20 protein-coding genes are annotated in these 22,303 nt (G+C 66.1%); 5 read left to right on the forward strand and 15 right to left on the reverse strand.

Going from position 1 to position 22,303, the window contains the following annotated elements; translation table 11 throughout:
• The first annotated feature begins 12 nt into the window (after positions 1-12).
• The 3 genes from FW760_RS08420 (at position 13) to FW760_RS08430 (ending at position 3,446) form a co-directional block, all read left to right on the forward strand.
• Positions 13-1,089, forward strand: coding sequence for an HlyD family secretion protein (locus tag FW760_RS08420; protein WP_054914861.1), 1,077 nt, complete (start codon positions 13-15; stop codon positions 1,087-1,089).
• Positions 1,086-2,576, forward strand: coding sequence for an efflux transporter outer membrane subunit (locus FW760_RS08425; protein ID WP_054914860.1), 1,491 nt, complete (start codon positions 1,086-1,088; stop codon positions 2,574-2,576). Before FW760_RS08420 ends, FW760_RS08425 begins: the two co-directional genes overlap by 4 nt.
• A gap of 75 nt (positions 2,577-2,651) precedes the next feature.
• Complete coding sequence (locus tag FW760_RS08430; RefSeq protein ID WP_043860986.1) at positions 2,652-3,446, forward strand: SDR family NAD(P)-dependent oxidoreductase; 795 nt, start codon at positions 2,652-2,654, stop codon at positions 3,444-3,446.
• A gap of 45 nt (positions 3,447-3,491) precedes the next feature.
• Here FW760_RS08430 and FW760_RS08435 read toward each other — a convergent pair whose 3' ends face one another.
• The 4 genes from FW760_RS08435 to FW760_RS08450 all read right to left on the reverse strand — a co-directional run bounded on the left by FW760_RS08435 (position 3,492) and on the right by FW760_RS08450 (position 8,325).
• Entirely contained in the window at positions 3,492-5,183 is a 1,692-nt protein-coding gene (locus FW760_RS08435; RefSeq protein WP_116052234.1) for a thiamine pyrophosphate-binding protein, read from the reverse strand.
• 40 nt (positions 5,184-5,223) lie between these two features.
• Entirely contained in the window at positions 5,224-6,585 is a 1,362-nt protein-coding gene (paaK, locus tag FW760_RS08440; protein ID WP_116052233.1) for a phenylacetate--CoA ligase PaaK, read from the reverse strand.
• A gap of 112 nt (positions 6,586-6,697) precedes the next feature.
• Positions 6,698-7,840: an acyl-CoA dehydrogenase family protein gene (locus FW760_RS08445; protein ID WP_078479507.1), complete on the reverse strand. Its 1,143-nt coding sequence runs from the start codon at positions 7,838-7,840 to the stop codon at positions 6,698-6,700.
• Between the two features lie 71 nt (positions 7,841-7,911).
• Entirely contained in the window at positions 7,912-8,325 is a 414-nt protein-coding gene (locus FW760_RS08450) for an acyl-CoA thioesterase (protein ID WP_043860990.1), read from the reverse strand.
• Positions 8,326-8,790: 465 nt separating this feature from the next.
• On the opposite strand from FW760_RS08450, the gene FW760_RS08455 reads away from it, so the two are divergent.
• A complete protein-coding gene (locus FW760_RS08455) occupies positions 8,791-9,531 on the forward strand; it encodes an SDR family NAD(P)-dependent oxidoreductase (protein ID WP_088515553.1) in 741 nt (246 codons plus the stop codon).
• Between the two features lie 45 nt (positions 9,532-9,576).
• Positions 9,577-10,482 carry an HpcH/HpaI aldolase/citrate lyase family protein gene (locus FW760_RS08460; protein ID WP_446443724.1) on the forward strand — a complete coding sequence of 302 codons (906 nt, stop codon included), beginning with the start codon at positions 9,577-9,579 and terminating at the stop codon, positions 10,480-10,482.
• On the opposite strand, the gene FW760_RS08465 is transcribed toward FW760_RS08460, so the two are convergent.
• The 11 genes from FW760_RS08465 to algG all read right to left on the reverse strand — a co-directional run bounded on the left by FW760_RS08465 (position 10,471) and on the right by algG (position 22,285).
• Positions 10,471-11,139: a TetR/AcrR family transcriptional regulator gene (locus FW760_RS08465; RefSeq protein WP_446443725.1), complete on the reverse strand. Its 669-nt coding sequence runs from the start codon at positions 11,137-11,139 to the stop codon at positions 10,471-10,473. The two genes, FW760_RS08460 and FW760_RS08465, sit on opposite strands and share 12 nt — an antisense overlap.
• A gap of 241 nt (positions 11,140-11,380) precedes the next feature.
• Positions 11,381-12,205, reverse strand: a complete 825-nt coding sequence (locus FW760_RS08470) for an SDR family oxidoreductase (RefSeq protein WP_054914855.1) — start codon at positions 12,203-12,205, stop codon at positions 11,381-11,383.
• Positions 12,096-12,575 carry a thioredoxin family protein gene (locus FW760_RS08475; protein ID WP_147303843.1) on the reverse strand — a complete coding sequence of 160 codons (480 nt, stop codon included), beginning with the start codon at positions 12,573-12,575 and terminating at the stop codon, positions 12,096-12,098. The genes FW760_RS08470 and FW760_RS08475 overlap by 110 nt, the downstream gene beginning before the upstream one ends.
• A gap of 76 nt (positions 12,576-12,651) precedes the next feature.
• On the reverse strand, positions 12,652-13,116 hold the full coding sequence (locus FW760_RS08480) for a hypothetical protein (protein ID WP_043860996.1): 465 nt from the start codon (positions 13,114-13,116) through the stop codon (positions 12,652-12,654).
• Between the two features lie 136 nt (positions 13,117-13,252).
• On the reverse strand, positions 13,253-14,704 hold the full coding sequence (locus tag FW760_RS08485; protein ID WP_043860997.1) for a mannose-1-phosphate guanylyltransferase/mannose-6-phosphate isomerase: 1,452 nt from the start codon (positions 14,702-14,704) through the stop codon (positions 13,253-13,255).
• Positions 14,705-14,737: 33 nt separating this feature from the next.
• On the reverse strand, positions 14,738-15,385 hold the full coding sequence (locus tag FW760_RS08490) for an alginate O-acetyltransferase AlgF (protein WP_116052232.1): 648 nt from the start codon (positions 15,383-15,385) through the stop codon (positions 14,738-14,740).
• 12 nt (positions 15,386-15,397) lie between these two features.
• Positions 15,398-16,561 carry an alginate O-acetyltransferase gene (locus FW760_RS08495; RefSeq protein ID WP_043860999.1) on the reverse strand — a complete coding sequence of 388 codons (1,164 nt, stop codon included), beginning with the start codon at positions 16,559-16,561 and terminating at the stop codon, positions 15,398-15,400.
• A gap of 11 nt (positions 16,562-16,572) precedes the next feature.
• Positions 16,573-18,030, reverse strand: a complete 1,458-nt coding sequence (locus FW760_RS08500) for an MBOAT family O-acyltransferase (protein WP_058540860.1) — start codon at positions 18,028-18,030, stop codon at positions 16,573-16,575.
• Between the two features lie 127 nt (positions 18,031-18,157).
• The gene (locus FW760_RS08505; protein ID WP_058541092.1) at positions 18,158-19,264 is read right to left on the reverse strand and encodes a mannuronate-specific alginate lyase; all 1,107 of its coding nucleotides are present in this window, start codon (positions 19,262-19,264) and stop codon (positions 18,158-18,160) included.
• Positions 19,265-19,271: 7 nt separating this feature from the next.
• The gene (locus FW760_RS08510) at positions 19,272-20,714 is read right to left on the reverse strand and encodes an alginate O-acetyltransferase (RefSeq protein WP_043861001.1); all 1,443 of its coding nucleotides are present in this window, start codon (positions 20,712-20,714) and stop codon (positions 19,272-19,274) included.
• 11 nt (positions 20,715-20,725) lie between these two features.
• On the reverse strand, positions 20,726-22,285 hold the full coding sequence (gene algG / locus FW760_RS08515; RefSeq protein WP_043861002.1) for a mannuronan 5-epimerase AlgG: 1,560 nt from the start codon (positions 22,283-22,285) through the stop codon (positions 20,726-20,728).
• Positions 22,286-22,303 lie beyond the last annotated feature (18 nt).

The raw sequence follows: 22,303 nt of genomic DNA on the forward strand, positions 1-22,303 counted from the left end.
AGAGAGAAAGACATGACCTCAAGTAAAACTTCCAGACTCACCCTGATCGCCGTGGCGGTGATCGTCGTCGCCGGCCTGGCCTATGTGGCGCTGCCCGCGCTGTTCGGCAGCGGCGGCACGCAGTCCACCAACGATGCGTACGTCACGGCCGACTACACCGTGGTGGCGCCCAAGGTGTCGGGCTTCATCAAGGCGGTCCACGTCGAGGACAACCAGCAGGTCAAGGCCGGCCAGGTGCTGGCGCAGATCGACGACCGCGACTTCCAGGCGGCGCTGGCCGCCGCCGACGCGCAGTTGCTGATGTCCCGCGCGCAGTACCAGAACGCCCGCGCCACCCTCGAACGCCAGGCTTCGCTGATTGCCCAGGCCCAGGCCACGGTGGCTGCCGACGAGGCGGCGCTGGCGTTCGCCAACCATGAACTGACCCGTCACACCCGCCTGGCCGAGCAGGGCGCCGGCACCGTGCAGAACGCCCAGCAGGCGCGCAGCCGGGTCGACCAGGCCCAGGCACGCCTGGCCAACACCCGTGCTGCGCTGGCCGCGGCACGCAAGCAGGTGGACATTCTCACCGCGCAGGTGGAGGCAGCACAGGGCGGCCTCAAGCATGCCGAGGCCGCGCTGGACCGTGCCCGCCTGGACCTGTCCTACACGCAGATCGTCGCACCCATCGACGGCATGGTCGGCGAGCGCGCCGTGCGCGTGGGCGCCTACGTCAACCCGGGCGCACGGCTGCTCTCGGTGGTGCCGCTGGCGCAGGCCTACGTGGTCGGCAACTTCCAGGAAACCCAGCTGACCCACGTGCAGCCAGGCCAGGCAGTGCTGGTGAGCGTGGATACCTTTGCCGGTGAACAGCTGCGCGGCCATGTGCAGAGCGTGGCCCCGGCCACCGGCCTGACCTTTGCCGCAGTCAAGCCGGACAACGCCACCGGCAACTTCACCAAGGTGGTGCAGCGCATCCCGGTGAAGATCGTGCTCGACGCCGACCAGCCATTGCTCAGCCGCCTGCGCGTGGGCATGTCGGTGATCGCCAGAATCGATACCCAGAGCCCGGCCAGGGCCCAGGCCGGCAACGAGGTCAGCGCTCGATGAACTTCGCACAGGCTACTTCGCCCTTGCTGCTGGGCGCCACGCTGACCCTCGGCGCCTGCAGCCTGGGCCCCGATTTCGAAGCGCCGCGCTCCACCGCGCCGTCGGCCTGGCCGACCCTGCAGGACAAGGCCGGCCCCAGCCAGCCCGAGGCGACACCGCTGCAGGCGCGCTGGTGGGAGCAGTTCAACGATGCGCAGCTGTCGTCACTGGTACAGCGCGCGGTCGAACGCAACCTGGACCTGCAGGTGGCCACCGCCCGGCTGATGCAGAGCCGCGCGGTGCGCAGCAGCATTGCCTCCGAGCAGTACCCGTCGGTCGACCTGAACGGCAACTACAGCCGCGCCCGCAACAGCGAGGACGGCCTCAACGACCCGTCCGGCAAGAACGGCAAGTCGGCCTTCAACCTGTGGCAGGGCGACTTCACCGCTGCCTGGGAACTGGACCTGTGGGGCCGGGTGCGGCGTGAGGTGGAGGCCGCCGACGCCAGCGTCGAGGTGGCCGAAAACGACCGCCAGGGCGTGCTGCTGTCGTTGCTGGCCGAGACCGCCCACGACTATATCCAGCTGCGTGCGGTGCAGAGCACCCTGGCGGTGATCCGCGAGAACCTCGACGTGTCGCGCCACAGCCTGCGCCTGTCGCAGATGCGCCTGAACGATGGCGTGGCGACCAACCTCGACGTGGCCCAGGCCAAGGCGCAGGTGGCGTCCATCGAGGCGCGCCTGCCCACCCTGGAAGACCGCCAGGCGCAACTGATCAACGCCCTGAGCCTGCTGCTGGCCGAGCCGCCACGCAGCCTGCAGAACGAACTGCTGCAACCGGCACCGATGCCGCAGACCGCGCAGCGCTTTGCCATGGGCCTGCCCTCGGAACTGGCCGAGCGGCGCCCCGACATCCGCCAGGCACAGGCGCAACTGCACGCCGCCACGGCCAGCATCGGGGTGGCCAAGGCCAACTTCTATCCGAGCATCCGCCTGTCGGGCAGCGCGGGGTTCCAGTCGCTGCAACTGTCGGACTTCGGCAACTGGAGTTCGCGCCGGTTTGCCATCGGCCCGCAGTTGAGCCTGCCGATCTTCGAAGGCGGGCGCCTGACCGGCGTGCTCAAGCTGCGCGAGGCGCAGCAGCAGGAAGCGGCTGTGCAGTACCAGCAGGTGGTGCTGCGCGCCTGGCACGAGATCGACGATGTGCTGCGCCTGTACAACGCCAGCCAGCTGCGCCGCGACCTGCTCGACGAAGCGGTGCGCCAGAGCCGGGTGGCGCTGGACACCGCGCGCAACCAGTACGTGGAGGGCGCGGTCGACTTCCTCAACGTGCTGACCGTGCAGAGCGCCTTGCTGGCCAACCAGGAGCAGTGGGTCGAAAGCTCGGCGGCGGTGTCGCTGGCCATGGTCGGCCTGTACAAATCCCTGGGCGGGGGCTGGCAGTCATTTGCCCCACCGGCCCAGGCCAGCGCTGAACTCGATCGAGGGCAGCGGTCAAAGCACCCATGAGGCCTGCGCCGGCCGTGCCCCGGCACGGCCGGCGCCGCGCCGGGGTTCACATGTCATCCAGAAAAGGACGCAGGTATGAATATTTCCTTGCACGGCAAGCGTGCGATCGTCAGCGGCTCCACCGCCGGTATCGGCTTTGCCATTGCCCACGGGCTGGCCGAGGCCGGTGCCGAGGTGGTGGTCAACGGGCGCACCAAGGCCCGTGTCACGCGCGCCGTAGAACAGATCCAGCGCAAGTTGCCGGGGGCCAAGGTCAAGGGCATCGCGGCCGACCTGGGCACGGCCGAGGGGGCGGACATCCTGTTTGCCAAGGAGCCGGAAACCGACATCCTGGTCAACAACCTGGGCATCTTCGAGCCCAAGGGCTTCTTCGAGATCAGCGACGAGGACTGGCAGCGCTTCTTCGAGGTCAACGTGATGAGCGCGGTGCGCCTGTCGCGCCATTACGCCAAGGGCATGGCCACGCGCGAGTGGGGCCGGGTGCTGTTCCTGTCGAGTGAATCGGCGCTGCAGATCCCGACCGAGATGGTGCACTACGGCACCACCAAGACCGCTCTGCTGGCGATTTCCCGCGGGCTGGCCGAGACCCTGGCCGGTACCGGCGTGACCGTCAATGCGGTGCTGCCGGGCCCGACCCGCTCCGAAGGCGTGGGCGGCTACTTCAGCCAGATGGCCAGGGAGCAGGGGGTGGACAGCGAGACGCTGGAGGCCCGGTTCATTGCCGAGCACCGCCCCAGCTCGGTCATCAAGCGCCTGGCCACGGTCGAGGAGGTCGCCAACATGGTGGTCTACCTGGCCTCGCGCCAGGCCAGCGCCACCACCGGCGCAGCCCTGCGCGTGGATGGCGGCGTGGTTCGTTCCATCGCCTGATGCACCCTGCCGCGCCCGGGCGAGCGACTCGCCCGGGCGCGGCCTTCAGCCGGCAATCGCCGGCAGGCTGGCCGGTTGCAGCCCGTAGTCGAACTCGGCGAACAGCCGGGCAAAGCGCTTGAGCGATTCGGGCGCGTCCATGCGTTCCATCACCACTTCGATGAACACCAGCGTGTTGGCCTGTGCGGCCTGGGCCAGCGCATCTTCGAGCTGGTCCTCGGTGTGCACGGTGAAGCTGCGCGAGCGCTCGCGGGTGTCCAGCACGCTGGCCAGTTGCGCATAGCGCCAGGGGTTCACGTCGTTGTAGCTGGCATGCTCGCCCAGGATCAGCCGTTCGATGGTGTAGCCATCGTTGTTGATCAGGAAGATCACCGGCTTGAGGTTGTGCGCCAGAATCGTCGACAGCTCCTGCACGGTCATCTGCAACGAGCCGTCGCCGATGAACAGCAGTTGGCGGCGTGTCGGTGCGGCCAGCAGGCTGCCCAGCAGCGCGGGCAGGGTGTAGCCGATCGAACCCCAGATCGGCTGGGTGATGCAGGTTGCCCCGGTCGGCAGGCGCAGGCCGCTGATGCCCGCCGACGAGGTACCGCTTTCGGCGATGACCAGGTCGTCGGCTTCGATCAGGTGGCCGATGCGCTGCCAGAAGCGCAGCTGGCTCAGCGGCTTGCCCGACAGCGCGGCGAACGCCGGGCTGGCACTGAACGGCGGGATGCGCTGGGCGCGGCGCTCGCGTGCCAGCGCCTGTTGGCCCAGCGCCTGGAGCACCTGGCCCAGGCTCACGGCGGTGTAGTGCTGCCTGGCGATCGAGGCCGCGTAGGCGTGCAGCTGGATCAGCGCGCCGTCCATGAAGCTGTGGGAGAACAGCGCGGTGCTGGTGTCGGTGAAGCGTGCGCCAAGGCTGATCACGCAGTCGGATTGCTCCAGTGCCGCACGCACGCCGGGCGCGGAGCCGGCACCGGCGTAGGTGCCGAGGAACAGCGGGTGCGACTCGGGCAGCATGGCCTTGGCCGGCGGCAGGCAGGCGAAGGGCAGGTCGAAGCGCTCGATCAGCTCGAGCACCTGGGGCACCAGGCCAAAGCGCGCCACGTCCATGTCCACCAGCAGCACCGGCGAGCTGGCGGCATCCAGGCGTGCCACCAGCGCCCGTACCACCGCCTGCAGTTGCCCCGGCTCGCTGCGCGGCTCGCTCAGTTGCAGCGGCGTGTCGGGCACCTCGATCGGCAGGGTGGCCAGGTCGCTGGGCAGTTGCAGGTACACCGGGCGGCGTTCGCGGTAGCAGGTCTGCAATACGCGGTCGATTTCCATGGCGGCGTTTTCCACGGTGATGCGCGCCTGGGCCACAGTGAACTGGCGCAGGGTCACCATGATGTTGTCGTAGTTGCCGTCGCCCAGGGTGTGGTGCATCAGGGCCCGGTCGATGATCGCGTGCAGCGGCGGCATGCCCGACACCATGATCACCGGCACCCGCTCGGCATAGGCGCCGGCGATGCCGTTGAGTGCACTGAGGTCGCCCACCCCGTAGGTGGTCAGCACCGCGCCGAAGCCCTGGGTGCGGGCGTAGCCGTCGGCCGCGTAGGCCGCGTTGAGTTCGTTGCAGTTGCCGATGAAGTCGAGCGTGGGCAGCGCCTCGACCTGTTCGAGCAGGGTCAGGTTGTAGTCGCCGGGCACGCCGAACAGGTGGCGGATGCCGAATTCCTGAAGGCGGCGCAGCAGAAAATCGCCAATGGTCATGTCCATGAGTAGGGGAGCCTCGTGATCCTTGAGAGAGGGTGCGCCGCTAGGGCTGGCGGCGCAGGTCGATGACGTTGCCGGCCTTGCCTTCGGAACGCTTGAGGGTGTGGCACGGGTGCAGCTGGATGTGGGTGCTGATGCCCACGTGCACCTTGATCTGGTGGCTCAGCTGCTGGCAGGCGGCCTGTTGCTGCTGGGCGCTCAGGCCGCTGTGTTCCGGGCGCAGCTCGACGTGTACGGCCAGCACGTCGAGGTTGCCCTGGCGGCTGACATGCAACTGGTACACCGGGCTGAACATCAGCAGCTTGAGCAGTTGCTCCTCGATCTGGCTGGGGAACACGTTGACCCCGCGGATGATCAGCATGTCGTCGCTGCGCCCGGTGATGCGGTCGATGCGGCGCATGGCGCGACCGTTGCCGGGCAACAGGCGGGTGAGGTCGCGGGTGCGGTAGCGCACCATCGGCAGCGCTTCCTTGCTCAGGGTGGTCAGCACCAGTTCGCCGAACTGCCCGTCGGGCAGCACCGCGCCGCTGACCGGGTCGATGATCTCGGGGTAGAAGTGGTCTTCCCAGAGTGTCGGGCCGTCCTGGGTGTCGAGGTGCTCCATGGCCACCCCCGGGCCCATCACTTCCGACAGGCCGTAGATGTCCAGGGCCTTGATGCCCAGGCGCTGTTCCAGCTCGCCGCGCATCTGTCCGCCCCACGGCTCGGCGCCGAAGATCCCGGCGCGCAGCGACAGCGACTGCGGGTCGATGCCCTGGCGTTCGATCTCTTCGGCGATGTTGAGCATGTAGGACGGCGTCACCATGATGATGTCCGGCTGGAAGTCCTTGAGCAGCTGCACCTGGCGTGCGGTCTGCCCGCCCGACATCGGGATCACCGTGCAGCCGAGTTTCTCGGCGCCGTAGTGTGCGCCCAGGCCGCCGGTGAACAGGCCGTAGCCATAGGCGATATGGATGCGGTCGCCGCGCCGCCCGCCCGCAGCGCGGATCGAGCGCGCCACCAGCGAGGCCCACACGTCGATATCGTTGCGCGTGTAGCCGACCACGGTGGGCTGGCCGGTGGTGCCGCTGGAGGCATGCAGGCGCAGCACCTGGTCCATCGGCACGGCGAACAGGCCGAAGGGGTAGTGGTCGCGCAACTGTGCCTTGCTGGTCAGCGGGAAGTGCGCCAGGTCGTCGAGGTGCTTGAGGTCGTAGGGGTGCACGTCCAGTGCATGGAACTGCTCGCGGTACCAGGCCACATGGGTATAGGCATGCAGCAGGGTCTGGCGCAGGCGCAGCAATTGGTGCTGGCGCAACTCGTCGAGGCCGGCCTGTTCCAGGTGGTCATCGAACGGTTGGGCGAAGGGCACCGGGGCCAGGGCGGCGACAGGGCTTGCGTGCAGTAAAGTCGATTCGATCGGCATCGGGTCTGTTCTCTACCAGGAAGGGGTGGTCAAGGGCGCCCACGCTCGCGCTGCCATGCCCGCGCGCCGGGTGGGGCCGGGCGCGCAGGTGGCAGGGGCGGGCGCTGCGGGGTCAGCCGGCCTGGGTCAGGCGCAGCAGCTGGTTGAAGATGTTCTTCTGGTGCATCTCTTCGGTGCCGCCCACGCTGGCAAAGCCCAGCGCGTCCTTGACCAGGGTGGCGATGTCGCCTTCGTGGTAGCCCAGGCTGCCGTACAGCTTGAGCAGGCTGATGGCGCTGTGGATGAAGTCCTGCGCGGCGCCGAGCTTGGCGATCGAGCAGCTCATCAGCGCCTGGGGGTCGTTGCCCAGCAGCTGGTCGAGCGCGGCGTACACCATCCAGCGGTTGCGCTCCATGCCCATGGCGATGTCCACCAGGCGCTTCTGCACGTACTGGTGGGTGTCGATGGCGCTGTTGAAGCTCTGGCGGTTGGCCGCGTAGTGCATGGCCTCGGCCAGGAACGGCGTTGGCAGGTTGGCCGCTACCAGGCCGTAGTACGCACGCCCCAGCGAGATGATCCTGATCAGTTGCTGCAGGCCGCGGCCCGGCTCGCCCAGTACCTGTTCGGCCGGCACCGGCAGGTTGTCGAAGTGCAGCGGGCCGGTGGGCAGGTGCTTGTTGCCCAGCTTGTCGTCCGGCTCGCCACGGGTCAGGCCGGGGGTGTCCTTGTCGATGATCACCAGGGCGATGTTGTGCTTGGAGTCGGTGGCCAGGCGGGTCACGATCAGCAGGAAGTCGGCCACCGGTGCATGGGCGATGTTGAACTTGCTGCCGGTCAGCCGGTAGCCGTCCGCGCACGGGGTCAGCAGGCTGTGGATACTGCGCACGTCGGTGCCGGTGCCCGGTTCGGCGATGCCGGTGGCGCTCAGCGCGCCGGCCAGGATCGCGCTCAGGTAGCGGTCCTTCTGGGCGTCGCTGCCGTAGAGCATCAGGGCACGGACCATGCCGGCCTGGGCAATCACCGACAGCAGCAGCTCGGGCGTGCGGATCGACGAGGCCAGGCCTTCCAGCGCGGCACTGAAGCCCCACCAGTCTTCACCCAGGCCGCCGTATTCGAGCGGGATGACCAGCTTCCACAGGCCCGCGTCGCACAGGCGTTGCCAGCCGTAGTGATCGAAACCGGGGGCGGCGCTGCGCCGCGCCTCGGCCAGTTCCACGCCGATGGCGCGGTAGGTCGACAGCAGCGCGAGCTGCTGTGGAGTCCAGGAGAGTTTCATTGAGCGTACCTTTACAGTCGGTTCGCCGGGGCGCCTGAGCGTCGGCGAACGGTTCGTCCCTGAGCGCCGGCTCAGCCTTCCTGGAAAGCCAGGACCTGATCCTTGAATGCCTGGGGCACAGGCACGGTGGCCTGTTTGTCGTAGTCGAACATCACGTGGTACGACTTGGCCCTGGCCACCACCTCGTGGGTATCGTCCTGGCGGCGCATGGTGTGCTCGATCTCGAAGCTCTTGGTGCCGAATTTCACCACGGCGCTGCTGACCACCAGGGTTTCGCCGTACATGGCCTGCTTGAGGTAGTCGCACTCGCTGCGCACCATGATGTGCGGCAGTTTTTCGCTCTTTGGCAGTTGCAGCAGGTGGTGCATGTAGCAGAGGTAGGCATGTTGCATGTAGTCATAATAGATGGGGCTGCTTACATGGCCCATCGAGTCGGTGTCGCGGTATTTGATTTCAATGACGGTCTCAAAGCCTTTCTGGCTCATGGTGCACTTCCTTTTGTTTGTTCTGTTTGAAGTTGGCGAAATGTTCTTGAAACTTCTCGGCAACTTGTTCGGTCCCTTGAAAGTGGGTTTCAAGTTGTTTCAAATGCTAGGCAAGTTGAACTTGCAAGGCTACTCGCGTTTGTTTGCGTAAAACTCGATTTCGCGCTGCAGCGCTTGTCTGCCGTGGGGTTGCTGGCTGCTGGTTGTACGCCATGGTTCGTTTGTGGGGGCGGCCTTGAGGGTGGCGTTGAATTGCTCGCATTTCGCCGCCGACAACGAACTTTGGTCATGAATATTTAATATTCCTGGCAATGCGAGCAATCCACGGCGGGTACACGGGCACGGCTCTTGTGTGTGGGGTTTTTAATGCGAGTAGTTGTTCGGCAGGCATTCTTTTAGCATGGCCGCCACTCAGGCGCCGTTGTTGTAGCGGCCCTGTATCGCCATTCAGGGAGTGCAGTGTTCATGACCAATCAAGACAGGGTGGCGGTGGTCACCGGTGCGGCCAGCGGTATTGGCGCGGCGACCGCCCTGCAGCTGGCACGGGAGGGTTTTCAGGTGGCGTGCCTGGACCGTGACGAAGGCGGCCTGGATCGCACCCTGCATGCGCTGGGCCCAGGCCATCGGCCGTTCGCCCTGGACCTGTGCGATGAACAGGCAGTGGCCGCGGTGTTCGCCGAAATCGCCCGGTGGCGCGGGCGCATCGATGGCCTGGCCACCTGCGCCGGGGTGGTCGACACCACGGCATTCGACGACCTGAGCGTGGCGCGCCTGCGCCAGTTGCTGGAGGTCAACCTGCTTGCCACCTTCAGCGTGGTGCAGCACAGCGTGCCCTTGATGCGCGCCGGCGGGCATATCTGCACCGTGGCCAGCGTCGCCGGCATTCGCGGCGGCGGCCTGGCCGGCACGCTCGGCTACGCCACCAGCAAGGGCGCGGTAATCACCCTGAGCAAGGGCCTGGCGCGCGAACTGGGCCCGCGCGGGCTGACCGTCAATTGCGTCGCCCCGGCGGTGATCCGCACGCCGATGCTCGATGACACCACGCGCGTCGCCGGCAAGCTCGAACAGCTGCACGGCATGACCGCCTTGCGCCGCGAGGGCCGTGCCGAGGAAGCCGCCGAGGTGATCGCCTGGCTGCTGTCGGGCAAGGCCTCGTTCGTCAGCGGCACCACCATCGCCGTGGACGGCGGCCTGGCGATGCTCTGAGGCGCTTTCTTTTCTTCTTTTTCTTCTCTGTACAGGACGTCAACCATGGCAGTTTCCAAGGACAACCCACTGGCGCTTTGCCGCACCTTTTTCTTCATTCCCGGCGCCGACGAGCGCGCGTTGCTGGCGGCACTCGACGGCGATGGCGACGTGCTGGTGCAGGAGCTGGAGGACTTCACCCCACCGGCGCGACGCCCCGAGGCGCGTGCACTGGCGGTGGATATCCTGCAGCGCTGGCGCGCCTGCGGGCGGGTCAGTGCGGTGCGCATCAACCCGTTTGAAACCTGTGGCCACGAGGACCTGGCGGCAGTGATGGCTGGCCGCCCGCAGGTGGTGATGATGTCCAAGGTCGAGCGCCGCGAGCAGATGATCGAGCTGGACCAGTTGATCACCGAGCTTGAGGGGCGCCATGGCATCGCTGCCGGCAGCACGTTGATCGTGCCGAACATCGAGGCCGCGCTGGGCGTGGTGCGCGCCATCGAGATCGCCGCCGCCAGCCCGCGTATCAAGGCGATGCTGGTGGCCACCGAGGACATGGTGGCCGACCTGGGCGCCGGGCGCAGCCGCGCCGGCACCGAGCTGTATTACCCGCGCTCGCGCTTTCTGCTCGAATGCGCGGCAGCGGGGGTGCTGGCCATCGACTCGCCCTACACCTTTGCCGACGCGCAGGGTGCCGAAGCCGACATGCAGTTCGCCCGCTCCATCGGCTACCAGGCCAAGGGTGTGGTCAACCCGGCGCACGTGGCGGTCGCCAATCGCTACCTCACCCCCGCTGACGCGGACGCCGAACTGGCGCGCCGGCAGGTGGCGGCGTTCGAGGCGGCGGCCCAGGGCGGCAACGTGCGTGCCGAAGTCGATGGCCTGGTGGTGGAAGTGCCCAGCTACCTGCAGGCGCTGCGCTTGCTGGAGCGTTACGAGCAGTTGCAGGCGCGCCAGGCGCTACGCCGCTGAGCTGTGCGGCTGCGCGCGTGCGCGGGCGGTGGCCAGCGGCATGGCCGGCGGGAGGCACAACAGCCCGATCAGCGAGCTGCTGATCGCATCCTCGATCTGCGCCTGGCTCATCTGCGGCGAGTCGAGGATGTAGGCCTTGACCATCGAGGTGATCATCTGCGCCGCCAGCCAGGCGGCCAGGTGCAGGTTGCTGTGAGCCAGCGTGGCCCGCCAGCGGTCCAGCAGGCGCTCGATGGACAGGGTGATGCGGGCCTTGTGCTGCAGGTCGTCGACGCTGCGGCTCAGGTTGGCCAGGTCGGTGTCGAGCAGCCGGTGCAGCTCCGGTTCCTGCTGGTGCAGGTGCAGCAGGGCTTGCACCAGCAGCCTGAGGTGGGCCGGCAGGTCGGCCACCTCGTGGGCGCCGGCGACCTCCAGAATCACCCGGTTCATGGCCTGCGCATGGCGCTCATGCAACGCCGCGATCAATGCATCCTTGTTCGGGAAGTACTGATAGACCGAGCCCACGCTGACCCCGGCGCGCTGGGCCACCAGGTTGGTGTTGGTGCCCTGGTAGCCATGCTTGACCACCACCTTGGCGGTGGAGGTGAGGATGGTTTCGACCATCATCCGCGAGCGGGCCTGGGTGGGGATCTTGCGCGGAAGGTTAAGGTGTTTCACGAATGTCTCCAGAAAGGGCCTGATTGCATTTGTGAGAAAGGCTGCCAGCAGGCAGCGGTGCTCCGACCTTGGAGATTTCTCCCTGATTGCCTGGAGCGCGCCGCCGCTGTGGCAATGCAGCCGATCCAGTACGAGGGCGATTCTTGGCCTTGGAGACGCTTTGGAAAATGCTCTGGTGTGCACTTTATAGTTAGCGATAGGGTCAGCTATCGCCGGCGCAGGCCCCCGCAAACCGGGCAGATCACAGGCTGCGGTCGAGGCCGAAACGTTTCTTCAGCACCTTTTCCAGCAGCCGTTTGGGCAGCACGCCGGCCAGCAGCGGCAGGGCGCGGCTGCCGTTGCCCAGGCGCAGCAGGTCGGGCGGGGTACGCTGCTGTACGGCCTTGAGCAGGCCCTGGGCGAACGCGCTGGCGGGGGTCGGTCTGTCCTGCGAGGCGCGGGCGCGGGCGCGCACCTGCTCGCGCAATGGCCACCACGGCGAGTCTTGCGCCAGCACCTGCTCGGCCTCGCGCCCGGCATTGCTGGCGAAGCTTGAGGCGATGGCGCCGGGCTGCACTTCCATCACGCCGATGCCGAACGGCGCCAGTTCCAGGCGCAGCGCATCGCTGAGCGCATGCACCGCCGCCTTGGATGCGCAATAGGCGCCGGCGAACGGGGTGACCAGCACACCCGACACGCTGCCGATGTTCACCACCAGGCCGCGATTGCGTCGCAGCAAGGGGAACAGTGCACGGGTCACACCGATCAGTGCGAACACGTTGGTCTCGAACTGGCGCTGCATGGCCTCGACACCGCCGTCCAGCAGCGGCCCCATCGCGCCGTAGCCGGCGTTGTTGATCAGGATGTCGAGGCCGCCATGGGCCGTTTCGATGGCGTCGGCCAGGCGCACCAGGGCGTCCTCGTCGTTGACGTCCAGCTGGCGGCTGCTGAAGCCGGCCTTGATCAGCGTGGCGACGTCATCGGCCTTGCGCGCGGTCGCCCACACGTCGTAGCCGGCGGACTTGAAGCTGTCGGCGAGGGCGCGGCCGATGCCGCTGGAGCAACCGGTGATCAGGACGACGGGCATGGAAGGGGGCTCTCCTCAGAATGTGGTGTTCGGTCAGGGCGTCGATCAGCCGGGTGATGCTCGTGGCGCACACCACGAGGTTGGGGCCGGCGACGGGCAACAGGATATGTGAAGGCAGGTAGTGCAGCGACAGGCTCTGGAACAGGCAGGTCAGGGCCGGTTCTTGCGGGTGATCCTCGAACAGGTCGACGTTGAAATAGTGGAAGTCGACCTGAGGATGTTGACTGCCAAGCCGTGCAACACCGGGATGCATCGTGCGGCAAGGCGGGCAACTGGCCGAGCCCACCATGACCATGGCCGGGCGTTGGCGTGTGCAATCATCGAGCAGCGCCTGGAGCTGGTCGAGGCGGGTCACGGGCCTGAGTGACATGGTGGTGCCTCCTGCAAGATTTCCGGTGCGCTCCATTCAACCCCGGCTGGCGTGTCTGAGGTAACTGGCAAAAATACTAGTTGGCAAACCCACCCTGCAGGTGTTCGGCACGAAATTCCAGGGTTTGCGGACGGTAGCCTGAGCGCAGGGGGGGCAGGGGCAGGCAGTCGTGCCAGCTGGCCTCGGGCTGCAGGTCGCCGGGGCCGCGGTAGCGCGGTGCGGCGTAGGTGTTCTCGGCCAGGTTGACGGTGTCGCCGGGGGCGTAGGCGGCCACGCGCCAGCGCAGCTCGACCAGCGGCACGCGGTTGGCGTTCTTTATCTGTACGCGCAGCGGCCGGTCGGCCGGGCAGGCGTCGGGGGCGTAGTCCAGGCGCAGTTCCAGGCGGGCCAGCTGGCTGGCCTCGCGGTTGTCCAGCCACACCACCCACAGCCCCACCAGGCCCAGGCCGAGCAGCGCGGCCATGGAGATCGGCAAGGCCTTGGCCGGGTAGCGCAGCAGCAGGACCAGCCAGGTGAGGATGAGCAGGATACCGATGAACATGGAGGGCGCCTTGGGTGCGGATGAAGGATCATCCTACCCTGATAAAAGCATCGCGGGTCAAGCCCGCTCCCACAGGTTCGATGGCGACCGTTGTGGGAGCGGGCTTGACCCGCGAAAGGGCCTTCCGGGCTTCAGATCACTGCGCGATGGTCTTGATCGACACCCCGCGCTCCACTGGCGTGGAGCGCCCGTAGATGTCTTCGAAACGCTCGATGTCGTCCTCGCCCAGGTAGCTGCCCGACTGCACCTCGATGATCTCCAGCGGGATCTTGCCCGGGTTGCGCAGGCGGTGCACCGAGGCGATCGGGATGTACGTGGACTGGTTCTCGCACAGCAGGAACACGTTCTCGTCGCACGTCACCTCGGCCGTGCCCGACACCACGATCCAGTGCTCGGCACGGTGGTGGTGCATCTGCAGCGACAGGCTGGCGCCGGGTTTTACCGTGATGTGCTTGACCTGGAAGCGCCCGCCCATGTCCACCGAGTCATACGAGCCCCACGGGCGGTACACCTCGCAGTGGTTCTGGGTTTCGTTGCGGCCCTGGGCGTCCAGGGTGTTGACCATCTGCTTGACCCCCTGAACCTTGTCCTTGTGCGCGATCATCATGGCGTCCTTGGTCTCGACCACCACGATGTTCTCCAGGCCGATCACCGACACCAGCTTGCCGTTGCCGTGGATCATGCAGTTGTGGCTGTCCTGCACCACCACGTCGCCCTTGGTCACGTTGCCGTTGGTGTCCTTCTCGTGCACGTCCCACAGCGACGACCAGCAGCCCACGTCGCTCCAGCCCGCACTCAGTGGCACCACGCAGGCGCGCTGGGTCTTTTCCATCACCGCGTAGTCGATGGAGTTGTCCGGGCAGCAGGCGAAGGTGGCCTCGTCGATGCTGATGCTGTCGCCGTCTTCCAGGCTGCGCTCCAGGGTCAGCAGGCAGGTGTCGTAGATGTCGGGGTCGTGCTTTTTCAGCTCTTCGAGGAAGCGGCTGGCGCGGAACAGGAACATGCCGCTGTTCCAGTAGTAGCCGCCACTTTTGACGAACTCGGTGGCGCGTTTTTCGTCCGGTTTCTCGACGAACTGTGCCACGCGGCTGATGCCTTCGGGCAGCAGGGCGTCCTGGCTCGACTTGATGTAGCCGTAGCCGGTTTCCGGCTTGGTCGCCGGCACCCCGAACAGCACCATTTCGCCGCGTTCGGCGGCCACCGTGGCCAGGGCCAGGGCGCGTTGCAGGGCCTTCTGGTCGTCCAGCACGTGGTCGGCCGGCAGCACCAGCATCAGCTCGTCGCGGCCTTCGTTGACCAGTTTCATGGCCGTGAGCGCCACGGCCGGCGCGGTGTTGCGCCCGAACGGTTCCATCAGGATCGCCTGGGTGTCCAGGTTCAGGTTGGCCAACTGCTCGTTGACGATGAAGCGGTGGTCCTTGTTGCACACCACGATGGGCGCGTCCATGCCGTCGAACACCAGGCGCGACAGGGTTTGCTGGAACAGCGTGTGTTCACCGGTCAGGGCCAGGAACTGCTTGGGGAATTGCTTGCGCGACAGGGGCCACAGACGCGAGCCGCTACCACCGGACAGGATGACTGGAATCATGGGTAATCTCCGAACGTTGAAAGGGGCAGTTGATTAACGGGTGGACACAGGGCGCTTGACCCAGACCGGCGACAGGTTGCTGCCACTGCCGGTCACATACAGCACGGCCGCTTCGCCACGTTCGAGCGCAACGGGCTTGAGGTCGCTGACTTTCTTGTCGCCTTCATACAGCGCCAGGCTGACCTTGACCGGGTTGATCTCGCGCTCGCCGCGCGCCTTGGCCGCCACCGGCTTGACCACTTCGGTCTTGCCATCGGCGGTCTTCAGGGTCAGGGCCTGGTCGCTCAGGTTCTGCACGCGTACCAGGGATTTCTGCTTGTTCTTGAACGAAGGTTCCTCGACCAGTTGCGGCTGGCCGCTGCCGTGGTTGACCAGGGTGTAGTAGTGGTCGCCCGCCAGCTTGACCGGTACGGTCTGGCTGCCGACCTTGGCGCTGTAGTCGCCCTGGGGCATGAAGCTGAAATCGCTGCTGCCCTGGACGGCCACTTCGCTGATCTGGGTGTTGCCGACACTGGCGGCCACCGGCTGGTTGCCGGCGTTGTACAGGCGCACGAAGGTCGAGCCCTTGGGCGCGCTGGGGCCATACAGTGCGGCGTCGGCGCCGGCCCAGGCCTGCAGCGAGAGCAGGCTCATGCCGGCGGTCAGGGCGAATGCTTTGGCAATGCGGTGCTTGGTGGTCATGTGCAGTTCCTCTCAGTGTTGCGTCCGATTGGACGACAGGGCCATGTCTTGATTGGCGGTACGGGTTTGCTTCAGCTGGGCGATCCACTGCGGATCGAAGGCGCTGAGGTCGTTTTTCATTGGCAGATAACGTTCCGGGAACTCCCATACCAGCACCTGTGGGGCGCTGGTCTTGAAGGCGTCGGTCTGCAGGTACTTGAGCATCGGCAGCAGCGGGCCATGGCCGTCCTCGGCGTAATTGACCACGTCGCTGCGCAGCGCCTGCTGCAACGCACCGAGGAAGTTCCAGTGCGGGTTGGCGCTGTAGCTGGTGCCGATCAGCGCCACGGGGATCTCGTTGTCGGCAAACAGCGCGTCGTCGCTGTCGGTGTGGTCCTGGGCCCGGGCAGGGCGGGTGGTGCGTTGCTGCAGGCTGTCCGGGGCCGGCAGCAGGTGGCTGAACAACGGGTCCAGCGGCAGGAAGTTGGTGAGGTCGCCCTTGTACGGTGTGGCGGCTTTGGCTTCGGTGACGAACTGCTGCGGCGTGCCGCTGAGCAGGGTCTGGCGGGCCACGGCTTCGGCCAGGTGGCGTGCCACCACCTCGGCGCCCAGTGGTGTCCAGTGGGTGTCGGTGCGCAGGAACACCTGGCCCTGGGCCTTGGCCGCCTGCAGCGGGCCGAGCAGGTCCGGGGCGAACACGCCGGCCTGGCGCGCCTTGGCATGGAACTGGTTGTACAGGTCGGCATGCAGGCTGGCGGGCGTCTGCTCACCGATGTACTCCGGGTACAGGCGGGCCTTGGCCGGAATGATCGCCAGCACCAGTTGCACACCGTGCTGCTTGAGGGTGTCGCGCACGCCGCGGATCAGTGCGAGGTTCTCGGCCTCGAACTGTTCGCTGCCGGCCACCGGCTTGAACTCTTCATCGCTGAACAGCCATTGCTCGCGGCCCAGCACCACACCCGGGCGGCCTTCGTTGAACAGTTTGAAGTCCAGCGCCGCCCAGAGGTTGGTGCCCAGGCGCTTGATAGGGAACTGCGCGTCGTAGTGGGTTTCGGCGGCCTTGGCCAGCTTGCCGTCGAGCAGGGACATCTGCGCGGTACGCTGGAAACTGCCCAGGCCCCCCAGCGACCAGATGCCCAGGCCCAGCAGCAGGGCCATGAACAGCACGGCGTAGAGTTTGCGTAATGATCGGGTCATGGTCGGCTCGCTCAGAACTGGAAGTAGAGGAACGGCGAGTAGCTTTGCGCCGAGAGTTTGAGGATCGAGGCCACGAACAGCAGCAGCACCAGCGCGCGGGTCATGTACAGGCCCCAGTCCAGGCTCACGCTGCCGTCGCCATGCACGGCCACCGGGCTGGCCTTGGCCGTGGGCTTGGCATTGCGGTAGAAGTCGCGCAGGCCGAAGAACGCCAGGCTCAGGTAGGCGATCACCAGGGTGGCCACTTGCAGGCCGGTGAGGCTGGCGCGGTTGAGCTCCGACAGCTGCCATTCACCGAAGCTGAACATGGCGCCGTACATGCGTGCGGCCACGTGCAGGTTTTCGGCGCGGAAGATCACCCAGCCCATCACCACCAGCAGGAAGGTGAAGGCCCACTTGACCGGGTTGAAGCGCTGAGGGTTGGTGTCCAGGCCCAGTGCGCGCTCGATCGCCAGCCACATGCCGTGCCAGGCGCCCCAGATGATGTAGGTGAAGTTGGCGCCGTGCCACAGGCCGCCCAGCAGCATGGTCAGGAACAGGTTGCGGTAGGTGGCGAAGGTGCCGCCGCGGTTGCCGCCCAGGGTGATGTACAGGTAGTCGCGCAGCCAGGTGGACAGGCTGATGTGCCAGCGCCGCCAGAACTCGGTGATCGACTGGCTGATGTAAGGCTGCTTGAAGTTCTCCATGAAGCGAAAGCCCATCATCAGGCCCAGGCCGATGGCCATGTCGCTGTAGCCGGAGAAGTCGAAGTACAGCTGCGCGGTGTAGGCCAGTGCGCCCAGCCAGGCGTCGCCGGTGGTCGGGTTCTGCAGGGCGAAGCAGTGGTCGGCGACCACCGCCAGGGTGTCGGCGATGAATACCTTCTTGATGAAGCCCTGCATGAACCGCGTGCAGCCTTCGGAGAACTTGTCCAGGGTGTGGGTGCGGTGGTTGAACTGGTCGGCCAGGTCGCGAAAGCGCAGCACGGGGCCGGCGATCAGGTGCGGGAAGATCGCCACGAACGCGGCGAAGTCGATCAGGTTGCGGGTGGCTGGGGTGTCGCCGCGGTACACGTCGATGATGTAGCTGATCGACTCGAAGATGTAGAACGAGATGCCGATGGGCAACAGGATGTGGGTGAGGATGAACGGCTCCAGGCCGTACGAGGTCATGATCGCGTTGATGCTGTCGACGCCGAAGTTGGCGTACTTGAAGTAGCCCAGGATACCCAGGTCGACCACCACCCCCAGCAGCAGCCAGCGCTGGGCCGGCTTGGTGCGCACGCCGGCGGCGCCCACCTTGAGGCCGATCCAGTAGTTCCACAGGGTGACCGCGGCGAACAGCGCCAGGAAGTCCACCCGCCACCAGGCGTAGAACACGTAGCTGGCCAGCAGCAGCAGGGCGTTGCGGTAGCGTTGCCCGCTCAGGTAGTACAGGCCGAGAAAGATCGGCAGGAACAGGAACAGGAACACATTGGACGAGAACACCATCCCGATCTCTCCTTGTCGTTATCCACAATCGGGGCAGCAGCCCCCCAAACCCCCCGCTGAAATTGCGGGGGAACCAGATCAAAAGCATCGCGGGTCAAGCCCGCTCCCACAGGGATTGCGGTCGTTGCTACTTCTTCTGTTCTGCCTGCGGGTCGTAGACGCGCGTCAGGTCGCCGCCCAGGCGGAAACTCTTGAACGGCTGCATCGCGTGCTTGCGCTTGAGCGCATCGGCGTCGCACTGGTACAGGCTGCACCACGGCTCAAGCCAGGCGTATTTGCTGTCGATCTTCAGATCGTCCATGTCCTGCTTCTGGCCATTGCGCGCCTTGAACGCACTCGGGTCTCTGGCCCCGGACAACACCCGCTCGCCCAGGCGCTTGAGCGCGCCGTTGTTTTCCGGGCGCAGGTCCACGCCGTTGGCCTGGGCGAAGCTGGCGATCATCGACAGCGGCGGCAGTGCGTAGTTGTGGTACGCCAGGGCGCGCTGCTTGCGCTTCATCTCGTTGGGCAGAAAGCCCTGCGCATCGACCTGGTTGGCACCCACGCGGTACTCCTTCACGGCCCAGTCGAACAGGTCGCGGCGATCGGTCGCCACCGCCGTGGCCATCACCGACCAGGCGGCCCAGTACGAGTGGTTGTTGATCTTTTCCAGCGGCAGGTCGCTCCAGTCCTTGACCGTCTGCTCGGCCAGGCGCGCGAACCATTTCTCGATCTGTTCGGCCTGGGCCTGGTGCGCCGCCAGTGGCTGTGCGTTGGAGAACTTCAGGCGCAGGTATGCCGAGCTCAGGCTGCCCAGCGCCCATTTGCGCATCGACTTGCCGGTGTGGTTGTAGTCGGTGGACATCAGCGCATCGGCCTGCGCCCAGGTGCCCAGCCACTGCAGGGTGCAGTCCAGCTGCTGCGGGCGGCCGTCGCGCATGTACTGCATCACCTGCTTGCTGACCCCGCGCTCCAGCGTGGTGATGCTGGCGGTGGAGTCGCGAAAGGCCTGTTCGGATGCCTTGTTCAGCGTCGCGCGGGCCTTGTCCGAGCCTTCGTACTTGCTGCGAAACTGCAGCGCGCCGGTGTAGGGCTTGGGCACGGCTTCACAGGTGAAGTCGTTGGGGCTGGTCTTGGGTTTTTCGATGCCGGCGTAGTAGCCCTGCGGCGGGACCAGCCCGCCGGCCTGCACCGCCGGGCCGAACAGGGCCAGGGCGAGCAGGGCGGGGGTGGCAAGGGTGCGGATGGATGTCATGTGCGCCTCACAGGCCGGCCTGGGCAGCATGCTGCCCGGCGCCGGCGATCGGGTTGCGTGTACACAGCCTGGCCTGGACCTTCTGGCTGCCGCTTTCGGGACCCTGCACTTCCACCGCGAGCAAGGTCTGGTTGGCCCAGTCCTCGTCCTCGCGCAGCTGGAAGGCGAAGCGTCCGTCGGTGTCGGAGGTTTCGGGTTTTTCGATCTTCAGGTCCTCGTGACGACCATTGAGGTACCACAGGGTGGCCTGCAAGGTCTTGACCGACTTGTCTTCGAACTGGATGTCCAGTTGATGACGGCCGTTGACCAGGTTCTTGATCACGCCGTTCTTGCCATTGACCAGCAGCTCGTTGGTGCCCGGTTTGAGCGAGGTGCTGACGCTCATCTGCGCAGGCTTGCCTTCGCAGCCGTTGTCGAGCAGGGCGAGCATCTGGCGCCAGATGGTTTCCTGGTCCAGGCGGTACAGCGGCGAGAACTCCCACACCAGGATCTTGGGCGGGTTGTTCTGGAACTCTTCGCTGCCCAGGTACTGGATCATCGAACCTTCCAGGCCGCCACCGGGGAACGCGACGTTGAGCACGTCGGCGCCGATGTACTGCTGCAGAAAACCCGAGAAGTTGTAGTTCTTGCCGCTGTGGCTGGTGCCCACCAGGGTGATCTGCGGGTTGCCCGAGTCGCCGAACAGGTCGTCGCCGCCACTCTCGCCCTTGGGCTCGGTGACGAACTGGTCCATGTACTGCACCGCGTAGCTGGTGCCGCACAGTTGGCCGGCGACGTTGTGCAGGGTGCCGGTCTTGCCCATGCGGCCGGACGGGTGGCTTTCGAATTCACGCCGCGGGATGTCGGCGAAGGCCGGCATACTGTGCACGGTGTCGGCCACGATTTTTGCCGCACGCTCGGCGCCATAGGGCGTCCAGTGCTGGTCGCCGCGGAAGTAGAAGTCCTTGCCCTGCTGCGCGGCCGGCAACTGTTCGTTGGTCAGCGGTGACAGGTCGGGCACGTTGTAGCCCATTTGGGCGAAGCGCTTGAGCATGGCCTGGTAGTTGCGCAGGGCCTTCTCGTAGTTGAACGCGGCCTTGTCGGCCGGGTTGAGCATGTTGCGGTTCACCAGGCCACGGGTGGGCTGGTACACCACCACCAGTTCCACGCCGCGCGCCTTGAAGGCATCGTGCACCTGCTGCAGGCGTTTGTAGCCGGCCGGGGTGGTGGTGAACTCGGTGCGCAGGTCTTCGCGGGTACGGAACAGCCAGTCGCCCTGGGCTTGCACCAGGGTGGTGAAGTTCTGCTGGTAGCGGGTGGTGTAGCGGCTGGCATCGTGGGCTTCGGGGCACAGTTGGCAGCACGGCTGGGCGGTGAAGCTGGGCGCCTGCACCTCGTCGGCACGCACGCCGTTGCTGATCGCCAGCAGCGCCGCACTCAGGCCAAGCAGTTTCATCAGGTGTGGGGTCATGTCAGGTTTCCTCAATCCGCCATGTCGGTCTGGCGTTCGACCGGGTCGATCAGTACGGCTTTGCCCTGGCGCACCATCAGGTCGAGAATCTCGTCCTGGCGATCGCCCAGCACCCCGGAGAAACTGATGCCGCTGGACTTGCTCGGGGCCAGCATCGACACCCGGTACAGCTCCACGCTCAGGGGCGAGTCGATCGACAGCGGGCCGCTGCCGTTGGCCGCCAGTTCACCGCCCACCACGATCAGCGACACCTTGGTGTCGAACGGGTCCAGGTCGATGTCGCGGTCGGTATCGGACAGGTCCTTGATGTGCCCGTACACACCCACCAGGCCGTTGGCCATGGCGAGGTTTTCGTACAGGCGGATGTTCACGCTGTTGCGCACGCGGATGCCGTGGCGACGGTTGCTGATGACCTTGTTGCCCCAGATCAGGTTGTCGCCGCTTTCGTACAGGGTGATGCCGTCGGTGTGGTTGCGGTAGATCTCGTTGTAGGCGATCAGGTTGTTGACGCTGTTGCGGTCGATCACCACGCCCGAGAGCTTGTTGTCGTAGCTCTTGTTGTTGATGATCCAGCTGTCGTTGACCTCGCGCGAGACGATGATGCCGTGCTTCTTCTTGGTGCCATGCACGGTGTTGCCGGCGATGATCAGGCGGTGCGAACGGTCGTGGGGGTCGATGCCGTACACGATGTTGTCGCGGTAGGTGTTGTCCTTGACCACGAAGTCGCTGGTCTCGTAGCAGTAGAAGCCGTACCACATGTCGCTGAACTCGGAGCCGATGATCCAGCCGGTGGGTTCGGGGCGGCCCATCTGCTTGGCCATGTTGGGCGTGTACTGCGAAATGCTCACGCCGTAGGACTTGCTCTGGGCATAGCCGAAGCTGGCCATGCGGGTGTTGACGATGTAGGTCTCGGTGCCGCCCCACGAGAGCAGGAACGGGCGAAATTCCTTGGGGGTGCGGAAGGTCGCCGGGCCGTTGTCCTTTTCGCGCCAGCCGGTGACTCGGGTGTCGCTGACGAACAGCTTGCCGTCGTTGACGATGAACGCACCGCCTTCCTGGGACAGGCGCAGTTCCTTGACCTTGGCATCGATCTCGAGCACGCCCTTTTGCCCCACCACGATCGGCAGGCGCGACAGGTACACCCCCGGCGCGGTTTCACGCAGGTACTGGGCCGGCACGTGCTTGCTCAGCTCGGTGAAGTCGACATGCCCGTCATCGACGAAGATCGCCTGCGGGATGCCGTGCTGGCGGGCTACCCATTCGGCCATCTTGTTGTCGCCGCCGATGAACTCCTTGAGGGCGTCTTCCTGCAGCATGCGGCGTACCGTGACCTTGCCCTTGCGTGCACGCTGGATCTTGGCCTGCACCGCTTCGGCGGTGTAGCCGCTGAGGTCGGGCAGGGTCGGCGCCGGGATCTGCAACGGCTCGATCGGCGCGCTGCTGACGGTGTAGGTCTTGGCGTGCTGCAGCTCTTTGGCCGGGCTGGCCACGGGCAGGCCGTTGGCCAGGGCGATGCTGCTGGCCAGCAGCAGGCTGCCGGCGATCAGCGTGTTGAGCGGGTAAAGGTTCATGTCAATGCACTCCAGGCA

The sequence above is a fragment of the Pseudomonas sp. 1176_21 genome (genome assembly GCF_052850635.1).

Bases quoted from the DNA above. Each gene is read 5' to 3' on its own strand.
- FW760_RS08505 (WP_058541092.1), bottom strand. From the start codon at position 19,264: ATGACATCCATCCGCACCCTTGCCACCCCCGCCCTGCTCGCCCTGGCC.
- algG (WP_043861002.1), bottom strand. From the start codon at position 22,285: ATGAACCTTTACCCGCTCAACACGCTGATCGCCGGCAGCCTGCTGCTG.
- FW760_RS08445 (WP_078479507.1), bottom strand. From the start codon at position 7,840: ATGAAACTCTCCTGGACTCCACAGCAGCTCGCGCTGCTGTCGACCTAC.
- FW760_RS08420 (WP_054914861.1), top strand. From the start codon at position 13: ATGACCTCAAGTAAAACTTCCAGACTCACCCTGATCGCCGTGGCGGTG.
- FW760_RS08495 (WP_043860999.1), bottom strand. From the start codon at position 16,561: ATGACCCGATCATTACGCAAACTCTACGCCGTGCTGTTCATGGCCCTG.
- FW760_RS08430 (WP_043860986.1), top strand. From the start codon at position 2,652: ATGAATATTTCCTTGCACGGCAAGCGTGCGATCGTCAGCGGCTCCACC.
- FW760_RS08435 (WP_116052234.1), bottom strand. From the start codon at position 5,183: ATGGACATGACCATTGGCGATTTTCTGCTGCGCCGCCTTCAGGAATTC.
- paaK (WP_116052233.1), bottom strand. From the start codon at position 6,585: ATGCCGATCGAATCGACTTTACTGCACGCAAGCCCTGTCGCCGCCCTG.
- FW760_RS08485 (WP_043860997.1), bottom strand. From the start codon at position 14,704: ATGATTCCAGTCATCCTGTCCGGTGGTAGCGGCTCGCGTCTGTGGCCC.
- FW760_RS08425 (WP_054914860.1), top strand. From the start codon at position 1,086: ATGAACTTCGCACAGGCTACTTCGCCCTTGCTGCTGGGCGCCACGCTG.
- FW760_RS08510 (WP_043861001.1), bottom strand. From the start codon at position 20,714: ATGACCCCACACCTGATGAAACTGCTTGGCCTGAGTGCGGCGCTGCTG.
- FW760_RS08455 (WP_088515553.1), top strand. From the start codon at position 8,791: ATGACCAATCAAGACAGGGTGGCGGTGGTCACCGGTGCGGCCAGCGGT.
- FW760_RS08480 (WP_043860996.1), bottom strand. From the start codon at position 13,116: ATGTTCATCGGTATCCTGCTCATCCTCACCTGGCTGGTCCTGCTGCTG.
- FW760_RS08450 (WP_043860990.1), bottom strand. From the start codon at position 8,325: ATGAGCCAGAAAGGCTTTGAGACCGTCATTGAAATCAAATACCGCGAC.
- FW760_RS08475 (WP_147303843.1), bottom strand. From the start codon at position 12,575: ATGTCACTCAGGCCCGTGACCCGCCTCGACCAGCTCCAGGCGCTGCTC.
- FW760_RS08490 (WP_116052232.1), bottom strand. From the start codon at position 15,385: ATGACCACCAAGCACCGCATTGCCAAAGCATTCGCCCTGACCGCCGGC.
- FW760_RS08500 (WP_058540860.1), bottom strand. From the start codon at position 18,030: ATGGTGTTCTCGTCCAATGTGTTCCTGTTCCTGTTCCTGCCGATCTTT.
- FW760_RS08470 (WP_054914855.1), bottom strand. From the start codon at position 12,205: ATGCCCGTCGTCCTGATCACCGGTTGCTCCAGCGGCATCGGCCGCGCC.
- FW760_RS08460 (WP_446443724.1), top strand. From the start codon at position 9,577: ATGGCAGTTTCCAAGGACAACCCACTGGCGCTTTGCCGCACCTTTTTC.